This window comes from Mycolicibacterium sp. XJ2546 (assembly GCF_053483195.1).
The window spans coordinates 126,008-139,867 of the sequence record NZ_JBEFRW010000008.1; the positions used below are offsets into that span (position 1 = coordinate 126,008).

A 13,860-nucleotide genomic window follows, 5' to 3' on the forward strand; every position below is an offset into this window, starting at 1 on the left:
GAGCCTACTGCCACTCGCCTGCAGTTACCGATTTCCGCGGGCGGTCGTGGGCAACTCCACAGCACGGGTCAGCCCGGTGGCGGCGGCGGAGCCGGAGGCGGGGGCCCGAGCACCGGAACCGTGATCGGCGGCAGGCCCGGGATCTGCACCACGGTCTCGCCGACCGGGGCCGGAAGGCCCGGGATGCCCGGCGGACGGTCGGGCGCGGGCGGCGGCGGCGGCGCGATGCCGTTGGAGACCAGCAGCGTGATGATCGACCCCGGCACCGTATTCCCGGTGGGCGACGTGCCGACCACCGTGCCCCGCGACGATGAACTGTTCACCGGGTTGGCGTCGTCGGCGACCTGGAAGCCGGCGTCGCGCAGCCGCTGCCGGGCATTGCTCTCCGAGAGCCCGGCGACGCTGGGCACCTTGGAGCCGGGCCCCCCGTCGACGAAGCGCGGATCGGTCGGCGGCAGGCTGACCTCGCCGAAGGCGGTGGCGATCGGCTTCATCGCCGCGAACCAGGTGCGGGCGGGCTCGTTACCGCCGTACAGGTTGCCGTTACCGCCGCACTTGCGCAGCGGGAACGAGCACAGCGATCCCGGCGAGGACGAGTCGTCGTAGATGTAGTTCGCCGCGGCCAGCTGATTGGTGAAGCCCAAAAACCCCGACGAGCGGTGTGCCTCGGTGGTGCCGGTCTTACCCGACATCGGCAGATCCCAGCCCACCGAGCCGGCGGCGCCCGCGGCGGTGCCCGCGCCCTCGTCGTCCTTGCTCAACGCGTTGGCCAGCGTGTTGGCCAGCCCGTCCGGCACCACCTGTTCGCACGTCTCGGTGGTGACCGCGACCTGCTCGCCGTGCCGGTCGATGACCTCGGCGATCGGGTTCGGCGGACACCACACCCCACCGGACGCCAGCGTCGCGGCGACGTTGGACAACTCGAGCGGGTTGACCTCGATCGGGCCCAGCGTGAACGACCCGATGTTCTGCCGTTTGACGAAATCGGCGAGGCTCTCGTTGCTTTCGGGGTCGTAGTCCCGTGCGGTGCCGGGCAGCGCATAGGAGCGCAGGCCCAGCTTGACGGCCATGTCGACCGCGCGCGGCACGCCGATCTGCGAGATCAGCTTGGCGAACGCGGTGTTGGGGGAGGTGGCCAACGCGTCGGTGACGTTCATGCTGCCGCGGTAGTTGCCCGCGTTCTCCACGCACCACGTCGCCGGCGGGCAGCCCCTGGCGCCGCCGCTACCCAGGCCCTTGGCCTGGAACCGGGCCGGCGCGTCCAGCTGGGCGTTGATCCCCAGCCCCATCTCCATGGCGGCGGCCACGGTGAAGACCTTGAAGATCGACCCCGCGCCGTCACCGACCAGCGAGAACGGCTGCGGCTGCATCGTCTCGCCGGCCTCGGTGTTCAGGCCGTAGGTACGGCTGCTGGCCATCGCCAGCACCGGGTGGGACTCCTTGCCAGGCCGGATCACGCTCATCACGCTGGCGACGCCCTCGCGCCCGGGGTCGGCGAACTGGTTGACCGCCGCCTTCACCGGTGCCTGCACATCGGGATCCAGCGTGGTCTTGATCAGGTAGCCGCCCTTGGCGACCTGCTCCTTGCTGATGCCCGCGCGGGCCAGATACTCCAACGCGTAGTCGCAGAAGAACGCCCGGTCACCAGCGGCGATGCAGCCGCGGGGCAGCTCCTTGGGCTGCGGCAGCACGCCGAGGGGCTTCTCCTTGGCCGCCCGCAGCGCCGCGGCCTCCTCGGGGATGTTCTCGATCATCGTGTCCAGCACGACGTTGCGGCGCGCCAGCGCACCGTCGGGGTTGGTGTACGGGTTCAACGTGCTGGTGGACTGCACCAGCCCGGCCAGCAGCGCCGCCTGCTCCCAGTCCAGCTCGGAGGCGTCGATGCCGAAGTAGGTCTGCGCCGCATCCTGCACGCCGAACGCCCCGTTGCCGAACGACACCAGGTTCAGGTAGCGGGTCAGGATCTCGGGCTTGGTGAACGTCTTGTCCAGCGTCAACGCCATCCGGATCTCGCGCAGCTTGCGGGCAGGCGTGGTTTCCACGGCCGCGCGCCGTTCGGCCTCGGTCTGCGCGATGACCAGCAGTTGATAGTTCTTGACGTACTGCTGCTCGATGGTGGAGCCGCCGCGGGTGTCGAGGTTTCCGGACAGATAGCCCGACAGGCCGGTCAGGGTGCCCTGCCAGTCCACGCCGTTGTGCTCGGCAAACCGTTTGTCCTCGATGGACACGATCGCCAGCTTCATGGTGTTGGCGATGTCCTCGCTGGACACCTCGAACCGGCGCTGCGAGTACAGCCAGGCGATCACGTTGCCGTTGGCGTCGACCATCGTCGAGACCTGCGGAACCTCGCCCTCGACCAACTGCGCAGAACCGTTGGCAACCACGTCGGAGGCCCGGTTCGAGATCAGGCCGATGCCCCCGACCACTGGGAACATCAACGCGGCGGCCAGCACACTGGCCAGCAGAGCGCACCAGGCGAGCTTGATGAGCGTGACCGTCGTGGGCGGTCGCGTCGGCTGGTGCTCGGGCATGGCTACAGACTAACGACGCGAATTCCGCCGCAAAACGGGCAGCGTGGATCGGGGGACGGAAAAACGCCCAAGCAGCACACATATCCGCGTGGACGTCAATTTCCGGGCCTGACGGCACGGTCGTCCCAAAAAAGTAGGGAAACACCCATTGCGCGAAACCCTCTGACCACCTAAGTTGACAACACAGTGCGATGCAGGTCACATTAGGCCCCCGTACTGTGGCGTAGATCGCAGACGCTTTCTACACCGGACGACATGGCCGCCACGGCGTTGCCGAGGCGACAGGGAAAGAAGGGAAATCTCGGGTGTCAGCAACTAGGCCCGCGGCTCGCAGGACAAGCACGAACTCTTCCGCCCACACTGTTGTCCACGGCGCCGAAGCCGAAGCCCGTATCGCCTGGGTATCCCAGGCTCGATGCCGTCAGACAGATCCCGACGAGCTATTCGTACGAGGCGCCGCGCAGCGCAAAGCCGCGGTCATCTGTCGACACTGCCCGGTGATCTTGGAATGTGGCGCCGACGCCCTCGACAATCGCGTCGAGTTCGGAGTGTGGGGTGGGATGACCGAGCGTCAGCGTCGCGCCTTGCTCAAGCAGCACCCCGAGGTGGTTTCCTGGGCCGATTTCTTCGCCGCCCAGCGCAAACACCGCAGCGCCGTCTAGGCCACTAGGCCACGGAAACCTCACCGGTCATCTGATCGGCGATGGCCCGCAGTGCATCCAGATCCGAGACGTCGAACGGCAGCGACGGCACCCCGACGATCGCCACGTGCGGATTGGCGCCCGTGAACCGCGACAGCAGCCGGATCTCCCGCTTCGCCGTCATCGCGCGGTCGGCGTGAATCCGTAGCACGCCTTCCGTCAACGAGCCCGGGCCGGTCTTCTCGATTTCCTCGGCGGTTTCCTCGGCCTTCTCCGCGTGCAGCTCCTCGCACAGCGTCGGGTGGGTGCGGTTGAGGATCAGCCCGGCCAGCGGCATGTGCTCTTCGGAGAGCCGGTCGACGAAGAACGACGCCTCGCGCAGCGCGTCCGGTTCGGCCGCCGACACCACGACGAACTGCGTCCCGCGACGCTTGAGCAGGTCGTAGGTGCGCTCGGCCTTCTCCCGGAACCCGCCGAACGTGGCGTCCAATGATTGGACGAAACTCGCGGCGTCGGAAAGCATTTGCGAACCCAGCACCGTCGACAGCGCCTTCATGGCCAACCCGACGGCTCCGGTGACGAGACGTCCGAAGCCCCGGCCCGGCGCCAGCAGCAGCCGCCACAGCCGGCTATCCATGAAGCTGCCCAACCGTTTTGGCGCGTCGAGGAAGTCCAGGGCGTTGCGCGACGGCGGAGTGTCGACCACCACGAGGTCCCATTTGTCCTGCGCGAGAAGCTGACCCAGCTTCTCCATCGCCATGTATTCCTGTGTGCCCGCCAGCGACGTGGCGACGGTCTGATAGAACTGGTTGTCCAGAATCGCGTTAGCGCGGTCGGCGCCGGAATACTGGACCACCATCTCGTCGAACGTCCGGCGCATGTCGAGCATCATCGCGTGCAACTCGCCGCGCACCTCCGGCGCCAGCGGTACGCGCTGCGGGGTGTTGCCCAGATCGGTGATGCCCAGCGCCTGGGCGAGACGCCGGGCCGGGTCGATCGTCAACACCACCACCGTGCGGCCGTATTCGGCCGCCCGTAACGCCAATGCGGCCGCCGTGGTGGTCTTGCCGACACCGCCGGCGCCGCAGCACACCACGACGCGGTTGGAAGTGTCCTCGATGATCGCGCGCATATCGAGCGCAGGGGGGTGGGTGCTCATCTACGTCTCCTCTAGTGGTCCGATGCGTCTACCGGACGCCCTGCTGTGCGAGCACTTCGGCGAGTTCATAGAGGCTGCCCAGATCCACGCCGTCAGTGATCTGCGGCAACTCGAGGCGCGCCACGTCCAACGCGTCGAGTTGCTCAGAACTCTCGGCGCGCGCCTTGATCCGGGTAGCGTGCTGGATGGTCTCGGTGAGCAGACCCGCGAAATCACTGTCAGACAATGTGATTCCGTGATCGGCCAGCGTCGCGCGGACCTCGTCGGCGTCGATGTGGCCTTCGGCGGCCTTGGCCAGATCCTGCGGTGACAGGTGGGCCGGGATGTTGCGGTTGACGATGACGCTGCCGATCGGCAGGTCCAGACCCTTGAGTTCGTCGATGGCTTCCAGCGTCTCCTGGATGGGCAGCGCCTCCAACAGCGTCACCAGGTGGATCGCGGTGAGGTCGGAATGCAACACCTTGACGACGCTTTCGGCCTGCCCGTGCACCGGCCCGCCCTTGGCCAGATCCGAGACCGCCTTGGTGACGTCGAGGAACCGGGCGATGCGCCCGGTCGGCGGCGCGTCCACCACGATGGCGTCATACACCGGTTGCTTACCCTTCTCGGCGCGCGTGACGATCTCGCGGATCTTTCCGGTGAGCAGCACATCACGTAACCCGGGTGCGATCGTCGTGGCGAACTCCACCGCGCCGATCCTGCGCATCGCCCGCCCGGCCAGGCCGAGGTTGTAGAACATGTCGAGGTATTCGAGGAACGCCGCCTCGGTGTCGATCGCCAGCGCGTTGACCTGACCGCCACCGTCGGCGGTGGCGATCTTGACCTCTTCGTAGGGCAGCGGCGGGACGTCGAATAACTGCGCAATCCCTTGGCGCCCTTCAACTTCCACCAGCAGCACCTTGCGGCCGCCGACTGCGAGGGCCAACGCCAGGGCTGCGGCGATCGTCGACTTGCCGGTGCCGCCCTTGCCGGTGATGAAGTGCAGGCGCGCCTTGGTCAGGCGAGACGGCCAGCCGACGGATTTGCCGCCATTGGTAGTGGAAGCCACGTGTGCATGCTAAACGACTGGTCTGCGCCTCCATGACGCCCGCAGCCTCATTTGACCGCCCGATAAGCTCGGCATATGACCGAACCGACCCGCTGGGAGTACTCCACCGTCCCGTTGCTCACCCACGCCACCAAACAGATCCTCGACCAGTGGGGCGAGGACGGCTGGGAACTGGTGTCGGTGCTGCCCGGGCCGACCGGTGAGCAGCACGTCGCCTATCTCAAACGACCGAAATGACGCCGGCGCCGGAGGGCCGACATCAGACCCCGGCCGCCCGGTTGGCCGAGCTGGGCATCGAACTGCCCGCCGTGGTGCCGCCGGTGGCGGCCTACGTGCCCGCGGTGCGCACCGGAAACCTGGTCTACACCGCCGGTCAGTTGCCGATGAAGGACGGCGCGCTGCTGCAGGCCGGCAAGGTCGGCGCCGAGGTCAGCCCCGAGGGCGCCAAGGCGCTGGCCCGGGTGTGCGCGCTCAACGCCTTGGCCGCAGTGGACTCGCTGGCCGGCATCGACGCGGTCGCGCGGGTGGTCAAGGTGGTCGGGTTCGTCGCGTCGGCCCCGGGCTTCCACGGCCAGCCGGGGGTGATCAACGGGGCCTCCGAACTGTTCGGTGAGGTCTTCGGCGCCGCGGGCGCGCACGCGCGGTCGGCGGTCGGGGTGTCGGCGCTACCCCTTGATGCGCCGGTCGAAGTAGAAGTCATCGTCGAGCTGACGTGAGCGAACCGGTGACCCTCGAGCACCCCGCGTACCGGCTTCTGCGGCCGGTCACCGAAACCGCGTCGGTGCTGCTGTGCGATAACCCGGGGATGATGACGCTCGACGGCACCAACACGTGGGTGCTGCGCGGGCCGGGCAGCGACGAGATGGTGCTCGTCGACCCCGGTCCCGAGGACGACGACGAGCACGTCGCACGGCTCGCCGACCTCGGCGAGATTTCGCTGATTTTGATCAGCCACCGCCACGAGGACCACACCGGCGCCATCGACAAGATCGTCGAACGAACCGGCGCGGTGGTCCGCTCGATGGGCAGCGGTTTCCTGCGCGGTCTCGGCGGGCCGCTGACCGACGGCGAGGTCATCGACGCCGCGGGGCTGCGGATCACCGTGCTGGCCACCCCCGGCCACACCGCGGACTCGGTGTCTTTCGTCCTCGACGACGCGGTGCTGACCGCCGACACAGTGCTGGGCCGCGGCACCACGGTGATCGACAAGGAGAACGGCAGCCTGCAGGAGTACCTCGACTCGTTGCAGCGGCTGCGTGGCCTCGGCCAGCGCACGGTGTTGCCCGGCCACGGCCCCGAACTCGCGGACGTGGCAACGGTCAGCGACATGTATTTGGCGCACCGCGAGGAGCGGCTCGATCAGGTGCGCGGCGCGCTGCACGAGTTGGGTGAGGACGCCACCGTCCGCCAGATCGTCGAACATGTCTACACCGACGTCGACGAAAAGCTTTGGGACGTGGCCGAATGGTCGGTCCAGGCCCAGGTGGACTACCTGCGAGGTTAGCGAGTTCGGCGCGCTGAGGGACGCTGACGGGCCGCGAGCGCGCCGAAATCGCCGGGAGGACTCAACGCGCGCGGCGGGCCAGACGTTCGGAGTCCGAAATCAGCACGCTCTTGCCTTCCAACCGAATCCAGCCGCGGTGGGCGAAGTCGGCCAGCGCCTTGTTGACCGTCTCACGCGAGGCGCCGACGAGCTGAGCGATCTCCTCCTGCGTCAGGTCGTGCGTCACGCGTAGCGCGCCGCCCTCCTGGGTGCCGAACCGCTGTGCCAGCTGCAGCAGCTGCTTGGCCACCCGGCCGGGCACGTCGGTGAAGATGAGGTCGGCCAAGTTGTTGTTGGTGCGGCGCAGGCGACGGGCCAGCACCCGCAGCAGCTGTTCGGCGATCTCCGGGCGGTCGGAGATCCAGGCCCGCAGCGCGTCGCGGTCCATCGTCACGGCGCGCACCTCGGTGATGGTGGTGGCGCTCGACGTCCGCGGCCCGGGGTCGAAGATCGACAACTCGCCGAACATGTCCGACGGTCCCATGATCGTGAGCAGATTCTCCCGGCCATCCGGCGATCGGCGGCCGATCTTGATCTTCCCGGACACGATGATGTACAGCCGGTCACCGGGTTCCCCTTCGGCGAACACGGTGTGTCCGCGGGGGAAGTCGACGGGTTGCAGTTGCTTGGTCAGCGCGGATACGGCGCTGGGTTCGACCCCCTGGAAGATTCCGGCCCGCGCCAGGATCTCGTCCACGTTGCCCCTCTTAAGCTGTTAGGTGATATGACTGCGCAAAGCCGAGCTCTAGCCTGGTTAGCGAAATCAGTCTAGAGGTACCCCGTTTCGCGACCAGCCCACGCTACACACGATTGGCATGTCGAGTCCGCTGAAACTCAGGATTGACTGCCCGGTGTGGGTAATCGCGCGTGGGCAAATCCGGTGCCGCACCGTTGCGGGTCAGCGCGTGAATCGTCGACTCGTGCGCATGCCTGGGTTGCCGTATCCGGTCCGCGCGGGTCAGCGTGTCGACATCGGCGGCCCCGGTACGGGAGAGCAGGGTGGCCACGTCGGTGGCCGACACCGTGTCTCGGTGCAGGCCCGCTTCGAGACGGTCGAGGCCGAACGTTGCCAGCATCAGCAACCCCGGAATCAATCCGACCAGCAACCATGACACAACGCTGAAGTAAACACGGCCAAGGTCTCAGCGGGATCACAAATTGCCACCGGTCCGCGGCAGCGCCGTTCGGCGATGTCAGACGTCGTCAGTAGGCTTGCGGATGTGACCGTGGGCGACACATCAACGGGTAAGGCGGCCGCGGCCAAACGCGCCCGAAAATGGGACAGCGAAACCCGCATCGGCCTCGTGCGTCGGGCTCGGCGAATGAATCGGACGCTCGCGCAGGCGTTTCCGCATGTGTACTGCGAGCTGGACTTCACCAACCCGCTCGAGCTCACGGTCGCCACGATCCTGTCGGCGCAGAGCACCGACAAGCGGGTCAACCTCACCACCCCGGCGTTGTTCAAGCGCTACCGCACCGCACTGGACTACGCCCAGGCTGACCGTGCCGAGCTCGAGGAGTTCATCCGGCCCACCGGCTTCTTCCGGAACAAGGCCAGCTCGCTGATCCGGTTGGGCCAGGAGCTGGTCGAGCGGTTCGACGGCCAGGTGCCCGCCACCATGGCGGAGCTCGTCACGCTGCCCGGGGTGGGCCGCAAGACAGCCAACGTCATCCTCGGCAACGCGTTCGACATCCCCGGCATCACCGTCGACACCCATTTCGGCAGGCTGGTGCGGCGGTGGCGGTGGACGGCTGAGGAAGACCCGGTCAAGGTCGAACACGCCGTCGGCGAACTGATCCCGCGCAAGGAGTGGACCGACCTGAGTCACCGGGTGATCTTTCACGGCCGCCGGGTCTGTCACGCCCGAAAACCCGCGTGCGGGGTGTGCGTGCTGGCCAACGACTGCCCCTCCTACGGGATCGGGCCGACCGACCCGATGACCGCTGCGCCGCTGGTCAAGGGCCCCGAAACCGAGCACCTGCTGGCGCTGGCCGGGCTGTAGCCCGGCCGGGGTGACACGACATGCGCAGTTCGACCCGGTGGACCGTGGCCGTGCTGGTGATCCTGGTCGCCCTCGGCGTGGCGCTGTGGAGCGAGCTCGGCGGCGACGACGACGGCGCCGACGGGCCGGGCACCGCCCGCGACCGCCGCGCCGCCGACACCGCCGTGGCGCTGGCCGGTCCCCGGGCACGTGCGGATCTTCGGCCGTGCCCGTCATCCGGCGTCGGCGCAGGGCCCGAGGCGCTACGCGGTATCACGCTGGAATGCGCGGGTGACGGTGCGATGGTCGACGTCGCCGAGGCGTTGGCCGGCCGCACCGTGGTGCTCAATCTGTGGGCCTACTGGTGCGCGCCGTGTGCGGCGGAGCTGCCCGCGATGGCCGAATACCAGCGCCGCGTCGGCCCGGAGGTCACCGTGCTGACGGTGCATCAGGACGAGAACGAGTCGGCCGCGCTCGTGCGCTTGGCCGAGCTCGGGGTGCGGCTGCCGACGCTGCAGGACGGTCGCCGGTTAATCGCGGCTGCGCTGCGGGTACCGAACGTCATGCCCGCAACCGTGGTCCTTCGCGCAGACGGTAGCGTGGCCGACGTCCTGCCGCGCTCGTTTGACAACGCCGACGAGATCGCCGCAGCGATCAACCCGTCGATAGGAGTACCGGGGTGAACTGGGTCAGCGAAGACAGTCCGCTGACCCCTGAGGCCGCGCCGTCCTGGCTCAAACCACTGCTCGACAACACCGACCTGGTCAAGCGGGCCTATCGACGCCGGGTGCCCCCCGAAGTGCTGGCCGCGATGGGGGTCAACGCGATGCCCGGCGCCGGCCGCGACGCGGCGGTGCTGGTGCTGTTCTCCGGCCCGCCGCAGGCACCCGGCGACGGGGTACCGCAGGACGTGGACCTGTTGGTCACCGTCCGCGCCGCCACGCTGCGCCACCACGCCGGGCAGGCCGCGTTCCCCGGCGGCGCGGCCGACCCCGGCGACCTCACCCCCGTGCACACCGCGCTGCGCGAGGCCAACGAGGAGACCGGCATCGACGTCCGACGGCTGCATCCGATCGCCACGCTGGAACGGCTGTTCATTCCGCCCTCGGGTTTCCACGTCGTACCGGTGCTGGCGTACTCGACGGACCCCGGCCCGGTCGCCGTCATCGACGAAGGTGAAACCGCGCACGTCGCCCGGGTGCCGCTGCGGGCCTTCATCAACCCCAAGAACCGGATCATGGTGTACCGCAAGGAAAACACCCGCCGGCTGGCCGGGCCGGCGTTCTTGCTCCACGAGATGCTGGTGTGGGGGTTCACCGGCCAGGTGATCTCGGCGATGCTCGACGTCGCCGGCTGGTCGCGGCCGTGGAACACCGCCGACGTGCGCGAACTCGACGAGGCAATGGCGCTCGTCGGCGACGACTCAAGTTACGGTGAAACCCAACCATGACTTCGTCGCAGTGGCTCGACCTCGTTGTCCTCGCCGTCGCCTTCATCGCCGGTATCTCCGGATGGCGCTCGGGGGCGCTCGGTTCGCTGCTGTCGTTCCTCGGCGTGGTGCTCGGGGCGGTGGCCGGTGTGCTGCTCGCGCCGCACCTGGTCGCCAACATCGACGGCCCCCGCACCAAGCTGTTCGTGACGTTGTTTCTGATCCTTGCCCTGGTGGTCGTCGGCGAGATCGCCGGCGTCGTGCTGGGCCGGGCGGTGCGCGGCGCTATCCGCAACGGCGGGCTACGCGCCATCGACTCCCTGATCGGGGTGGCACTGCAGATCGTCGCGGTGCTGGTGGCCGCGTGGATGCTGACCTATCCGCTGCAGACCTCGGATCAGCCGAACCTGGCTGCCGCGGTGCGCGGCTCGCAGGTGCTCAAGGAGGTCAACGACCTCGCACCGGACTGGTTGAGGCAGGTGCCTGCCCGGCTGTCGGCACTGTTGGACACCTCGGGCTTGCCCGACGTGCTGCAGCCGTTCGGGCGCACCCCGATCGTGGCCGTCGACGCCCCCGATGCCGCGCTGGCCGTCGACCCCGTCGTTGCGGCCTCGCGGCCCAGCGTGGTGAAGATCCGCGGCGTCGCGCCGGGCTGCCAGAAGGTGTTGGAGGGCAGCGGATTCGTCGTGGGTCCCGACCGGGTGATGTCGAACGCGCACGTGGTGGCCGGTTCCGACAGTGTCACGATCGAGGCCGACGGCCGGACCTACGAGGCCTACGTGGTGTCCTACGACCCCGACGCCGACATCTCGATCCTCGACGTGCCCGACCTGGCGTCCGAGCCGCTGCAGTTCGCCGAGACGCCGGCGTCGACGGGAACCGACGCGATTGTGATGGGTTATCCCGGCGGCGGTGACTTCGTCGCGACACCGGCCCGGGTGCGCGAGATCATCGAGCTGTCCGGACCCGACATCTACCGCACCAACACGGTGGAACGTGAGGTGTACACGATCAGAGGCACTGTGCGCCAAGGCAATTCAGGCGGACCCATGATCGACCTGGACGGCAACGTGCTGGGTGTGGTGTTCGGCGCCGCTGTGGACGACGCCGACACCGGGTTCGTGCTGACCGCCAACGAGGTGTCGCGTCAGCTCGCCGCGATCGGCAACACCGAACGCGTGCCCACCGGCACCTGCATCACCTAACGCGGTACACCTGCGCCACAAAGCGCGACAGTTGCTCGTTGACCGCTTCCGGCGCCTCTTCGTGGGCGAAATGGCCTGCGCCGGCGATCGATACGTAGCGACCGTGCGGTGCGTAGTGCTGGGTGCGATACACCGGATCGGCCAGCACGTACGGGTCGGCGTCCCCGCGGAGGTGAAGCACCGGAACGTTGAGCGGGCGCCGCATCGACTGCATGAACCGTCGGCCTTCCCCGCGCAGCTGGCTGCGTACGGCCCAGCGCTGGTACTCCAGCGCCGAATGCGCCGCCGACGGGATCTGGAACGCGCGCCGCAGATGGCCGATGGTCTCGGAAAAATCTTCTGACGCAACCCATTTCGCGCCGGCCCTGCTGCGCACCAGACGTTCCAGTTCCTCGGCGTCGTGCCGGGTCAACGCCCGCTCGGGCCACATCGGCACCTGGTAGCGCAGCAGCCACGGCAGCAGGGCCGTGCGCTGGTCGCGCCGCCGCAGCACCGAGGCGCGAAGGGCGACCGGATGCGGTGAGCTGACAACGGCGATCGCCCGCACCGCGCGCGGGTGCAGCACCGCGGTGGCCCAACAGACCAGCCCGCCGTCGGCGTGGCCCACCAACGTGGCCTCGTTGTGGCCGAGCGCGCGCACCAGGCCAGCGGTGTCCCCGGCCAGGGTCCAGCCGTCGTAGCCGCGCGGCGGTTTGTCGCTGCCGCCGTAGCCGCGCAGATCAACGGCCACCACCCGCGCGCCGGTCAGCCCGCGCAACTGGTGGCGCCACGACCACCAGAACGATCCGAAGCCGTGCAGCAGGATGACCAGCGGCCGTTCGGTTGCCAGCGTCGTGGACGCGTCGGGGGAGTCGGCCTCCACGACGTGGAAGCGAATTCCGTTGGCGTGCACATCACGATGACGCCATGGGCCGTCGATTCGGACTACCGACGGATCGGGCGGTGGCCCGGAGGGCATTACCAGCCTGATGGGTCGGTCGCCGGCTTACCGTCGCCGGCGGCGGTCTTGGCCTTGTCGTGGCCCGGGGTCAGCGCTTCGGGGATCTCCTTGACCGATTCGATGGTCTGCTGCGGACCGCGGATGCGCCGCACCTTGAGGTAGCCGAGCAGGCCGAAGATCGCGGTGACCACGACCATGATGCCGAACACGATCAAAAACGCCGCCCAGCGCCAGATCCAGGTGTCGAGCAGTTCGGCGACGAAAAAGAAGAAGAAGAACGTGGAGTAGAACAGCACCACCAGCGCCAGGATGAAGTAGACGCTGCCGGTCAGGCCCTTCTTGACGTCGCGGGTGATCTCGGCCTTGGCGAGTTCGACCTCCGCGCGTACCAACGTCGATACCTGCGTCGTGGCGTCCTTGACCAGGTCCCCGATGGACGGGTCGGCCTTGGCGGCGTGCGGGTCGACCAGTGGTATCGACGTCACGGTGGTCGGCGCGCCATTGCTGCGATCGCTCACGGACAGTTCCTCCCGCCTCGGCTATCGGTCGCGGTTCATGTTGCCATGTCGGGTGGTGGCATGTGGCGTGCGGCCAACCGCGGGCCGACCGGCGATAGACTGGCTGGGTTCCAGCACGGCAGGTCGGGCTCGCGATTGAGGAGACATCTTTGAGGACCAGCGGCCGCTGCCTGCGTCGTCTTGCTACCACGTTCGTCGCCCTTGCCGGGCTGATGGGACTCGTCGCGTTCGCCCCCACCGCATACGCCGCCGACCCGGTGGTGCTGGGCGGCGGGTCGGGTCTGGTCGTCAACGGCGAGACGATGTGCACGCTGACCGCGATCGGCCATGACAACCGCGGAAGCCTGATCGGCTTCACCTCCGCGCACTGCGGCGGACCCGGAGCACAGGTGGCGGCCGAAACCGCGCCGAACGCCGGTGTGGTGGGCACGATGGTCGCCGGCAACGACGCGCTGGATTACGCGGTCATCCAGTTCGACCCGGCCAAGGTGCGACCGGTCAACAACATCGACGGGTTCCAGATCGACGGGCTCGGCCCCGACCCGGTCGTCGGCGACGTCGCCTGCAAGCTGGGCCGTACCACCGGCTACTCCTGCGGGGTGACGTGGGGCCCGGGCACCGAGCCCGGCACCTTCGTCAACCAGGTGTGCGGTGGGCCGGGTGACTCCGGTGCACCCGTCACCGTCCACAACCGGCTTGTCGGCATGATCCACGGTGCGTTCTCCGAGAACCTGCCGACGTGCATCATCAAGTACATCCCGCTGCACACGCCCGCGGTGACAATGTCGTTCAACACCCAGCTGGCCGATATCACCGCGAAGAACCGGCCGGGTACGGGTTTCGTTCCGATCGGCGCGTCGTAGC

General features: G+C 68.2%; 16 protein-coding genes. 9 read left to right on the top strand and 7 right to left on the bottom strand.

The features are described 5' to 3' along the window. Nucleotides 1-68: 68 nt before the first annotated feature. Nucleotides 69-2,531, bottom strand: a complete 2,463-nt coding sequence (gene ponA2 / locus ABQE44_RS15330) for a transglycosylase/D,D-transpeptidase PonA2 (RefSeq protein ID WP_448430677.1) — start codon at nucleotides 2,529-2,531, stop codon at nucleotides 69-71. Between the two features lie 305 nt (nucleotides 2,532-2,836). On the opposite strand from ponA2, the gene ABQE44_RS15335 reads away from it, so the two are divergent. Further along, nucleotides 2,837-3,193: a WhiB family transcriptional regulator gene (locus ABQE44_RS15335; RefSeq protein ID WP_448411238.1), complete on the top strand. Its 357-nt coding sequence runs from the start codon at nucleotides 2,837-2,839 to the stop codon at nucleotides 3,191-3,193. Nucleotides 3,194-3,197: 4 nt separating this feature from the next. Here ABQE44_RS15335 and ABQE44_RS15340 read toward each other — a convergent pair whose 3' ends face one another. Together ABQE44_RS15340 and ABQE44_RS15345 are read right to left on the bottom strand one after the other, a co-directional pair. Further along, nucleotides 3,198-4,331 carry an ATPase BagB gene (locus ABQE44_RS15340; RefSeq protein WP_448391900.1) on the bottom strand — a complete coding sequence of 378 codons (1,134 nt, stop codon included), beginning with the start codon at nucleotides 4,329-4,331 and terminating at the stop codon, nucleotides 3,198-3,200. Nucleotides 4,332-4,359: 28 nt separating this feature from the next. Next, on the bottom strand, nucleotides 4,360-5,379 hold the full coding sequence (locus ABQE44_RS15345; RefSeq protein ID WP_448430679.1) for an ATPase BagA: 1,020 nt from the start codon (nucleotides 5,377-5,379) through the stop codon (nucleotides 4,360-4,362). A gap of 75 nt (nucleotides 5,380-5,454) precedes the next feature. On the opposite strand from ABQE44_RS15345, the gene ABQE44_RS15350 reads away from it, so the two are divergent. The 3 genes from ABQE44_RS15350 to ABQE44_RS15360 are packed head-to-tail and all read left to right on the top strand — an operon-like array spanning nucleotide 5,455 to nucleotide 6,883. Beyond that, complete coding sequence (locus tag ABQE44_RS15350) at nucleotides 5,455-5,616, top strand: Sp36 family protein (protein ID WP_109747120.1); 162 nt, start codon at nucleotides 5,455-5,457, stop codon at nucleotides 5,614-5,616. Next, nucleotides 5,613-6,095, top strand: a complete 483-nt coding sequence (locus ABQE44_RS15355) for a RidA family protein (protein WP_448391902.1) — start codon at nucleotides 5,613-5,615, stop codon at nucleotides 6,093-6,095. The genes ABQE44_RS15350 and ABQE44_RS15355 overlap by 4 nt, the downstream gene beginning before the upstream one ends. A gap of 8 nt (nucleotides 6,096-6,103) precedes the next feature. Then, nucleotides 6,104-6,883: an MBL fold metallo-hydrolase gene (locus tag ABQE44_RS15360; protein WP_448430776.1), complete on the top strand. Its 780-nt coding sequence runs from the start codon at nucleotides 6,104-6,106 to the stop codon at nucleotides 6,881-6,883. Between the two features lie 61 nt (nucleotides 6,884-6,944). On the opposite strand, the gene crp is transcribed toward ABQE44_RS15360, so the two are convergent. Together crp and ABQE44_RS15370 are read right to left on the bottom strand one after the other, a co-directional pair. Continuing rightward, nucleotides 6,945-7,619 carry a cAMP-activated global transcriptional regulator CRP gene (crp, locus tag ABQE44_RS15365; RefSeq protein ID WP_069405269.1) on the bottom strand — a complete coding sequence of 225 codons (675 nt, stop codon included), beginning with the start codon at nucleotides 7,617-7,619 and terminating at the stop codon, nucleotides 6,945-6,947. 103 nt (nucleotides 7,620-7,722) lie between these two features. Beyond that, nucleotides 7,723-7,998, bottom strand: a complete 276-nt coding sequence (locus ABQE44_RS15370) for a hypothetical protein (protein WP_448392043.1) — start codon at nucleotides 7,996-7,998, stop codon at nucleotides 7,723-7,725. Between the two features lie 144 nt (nucleotides 7,999-8,142). Here ABQE44_RS15370 and nth point away from each other — a divergent pair, with 144 nt between their 5' ends. The 4 genes from nth to marP are packed head-to-tail and all read left to right on the top strand — an operon-like array spanning nucleotide 8,143 to nucleotide 11,538. Continuing rightward, on the top strand, nucleotides 8,143-8,925 hold the full coding sequence (nth, locus tag ABQE44_RS15375; protein ID WP_448430681.1) for an endonuclease III: 783 nt from the start codon (nucleotides 8,143-8,145) through the stop codon (nucleotides 8,923-8,925). 20 nt (nucleotides 8,926-8,945) lie between these two features. Continuing rightward, nucleotides 8,946-9,587 (top strand): TlpA family protein disulfide reductase, encoded by a 642-nt coding sequence (locus ABQE44_RS15380; RefSeq protein WP_448430683.1) that lies wholly within the window; start codon nucleotides 8,946-8,948, stop codon nucleotides 9,585-9,587. Continuing rightward, a complete protein-coding gene (locus tag ABQE44_RS15385; protein WP_448430685.1) occupies nucleotides 9,584-10,354 on the top strand; it encodes an NUDIX hydrolase in 771 nt (256 codons plus the stop codon). Before ABQE44_RS15380 ends, ABQE44_RS15385 begins: the two co-directional genes overlap by 4 nt. Continuing rightward, nucleotides 10,351-11,538, top strand: a complete 1,188-nt coding sequence (gene marP, locus ABQE44_RS15390; protein ID WP_448430687.1) for an acid resistance serine protease MarP — start codon at nucleotides 10,351-10,353, stop codon at nucleotides 11,536-11,538. The genes ABQE44_RS15385 and marP overlap by 4 nt, the downstream gene beginning before the upstream one ends. Here marP and ABQE44_RS15395 read toward each other — a convergent pair. Further along, nucleotides 11,531-12,496, bottom strand: a complete 966-nt coding sequence (locus ABQE44_RS15395; protein WP_448430689.1) for an alpha/beta fold hydrolase — start codon at nucleotides 12,494-12,496, stop codon at nucleotides 11,531-11,533. The genes marP and ABQE44_RS15395 overlap by 8 nt on opposite strands. Continuing rightward, nucleotides 12,496-13,002, bottom strand: coding sequence for a phage holin family protein (locus ABQE44_RS15400; RefSeq protein ID WP_448392044.1), 507 nt, complete (start codon nucleotides 13,000-13,002; stop codon nucleotides 12,496-12,498). Before ABQE44_RS15400 ends, ABQE44_RS15395 begins: the two co-directional genes overlap by 1 nt. A gap of 206 nt (nucleotides 13,003-13,208) precedes the next feature. Here ABQE44_RS15400 and ABQE44_RS15405 point away from each other — a divergent pair, with 206 nt between their 5' ends. Further along, nucleotides 13,209-13,859: a S1 family peptidase gene (locus ABQE44_RS15405; protein ID WP_448430778.1), complete on the top strand. Its 651-nt coding sequence runs from the start codon at nucleotides 13,209-13,211 to the stop codon at nucleotides 13,857-13,859. Nucleotide 13,860 lies beyond the last annotated feature (1 nt).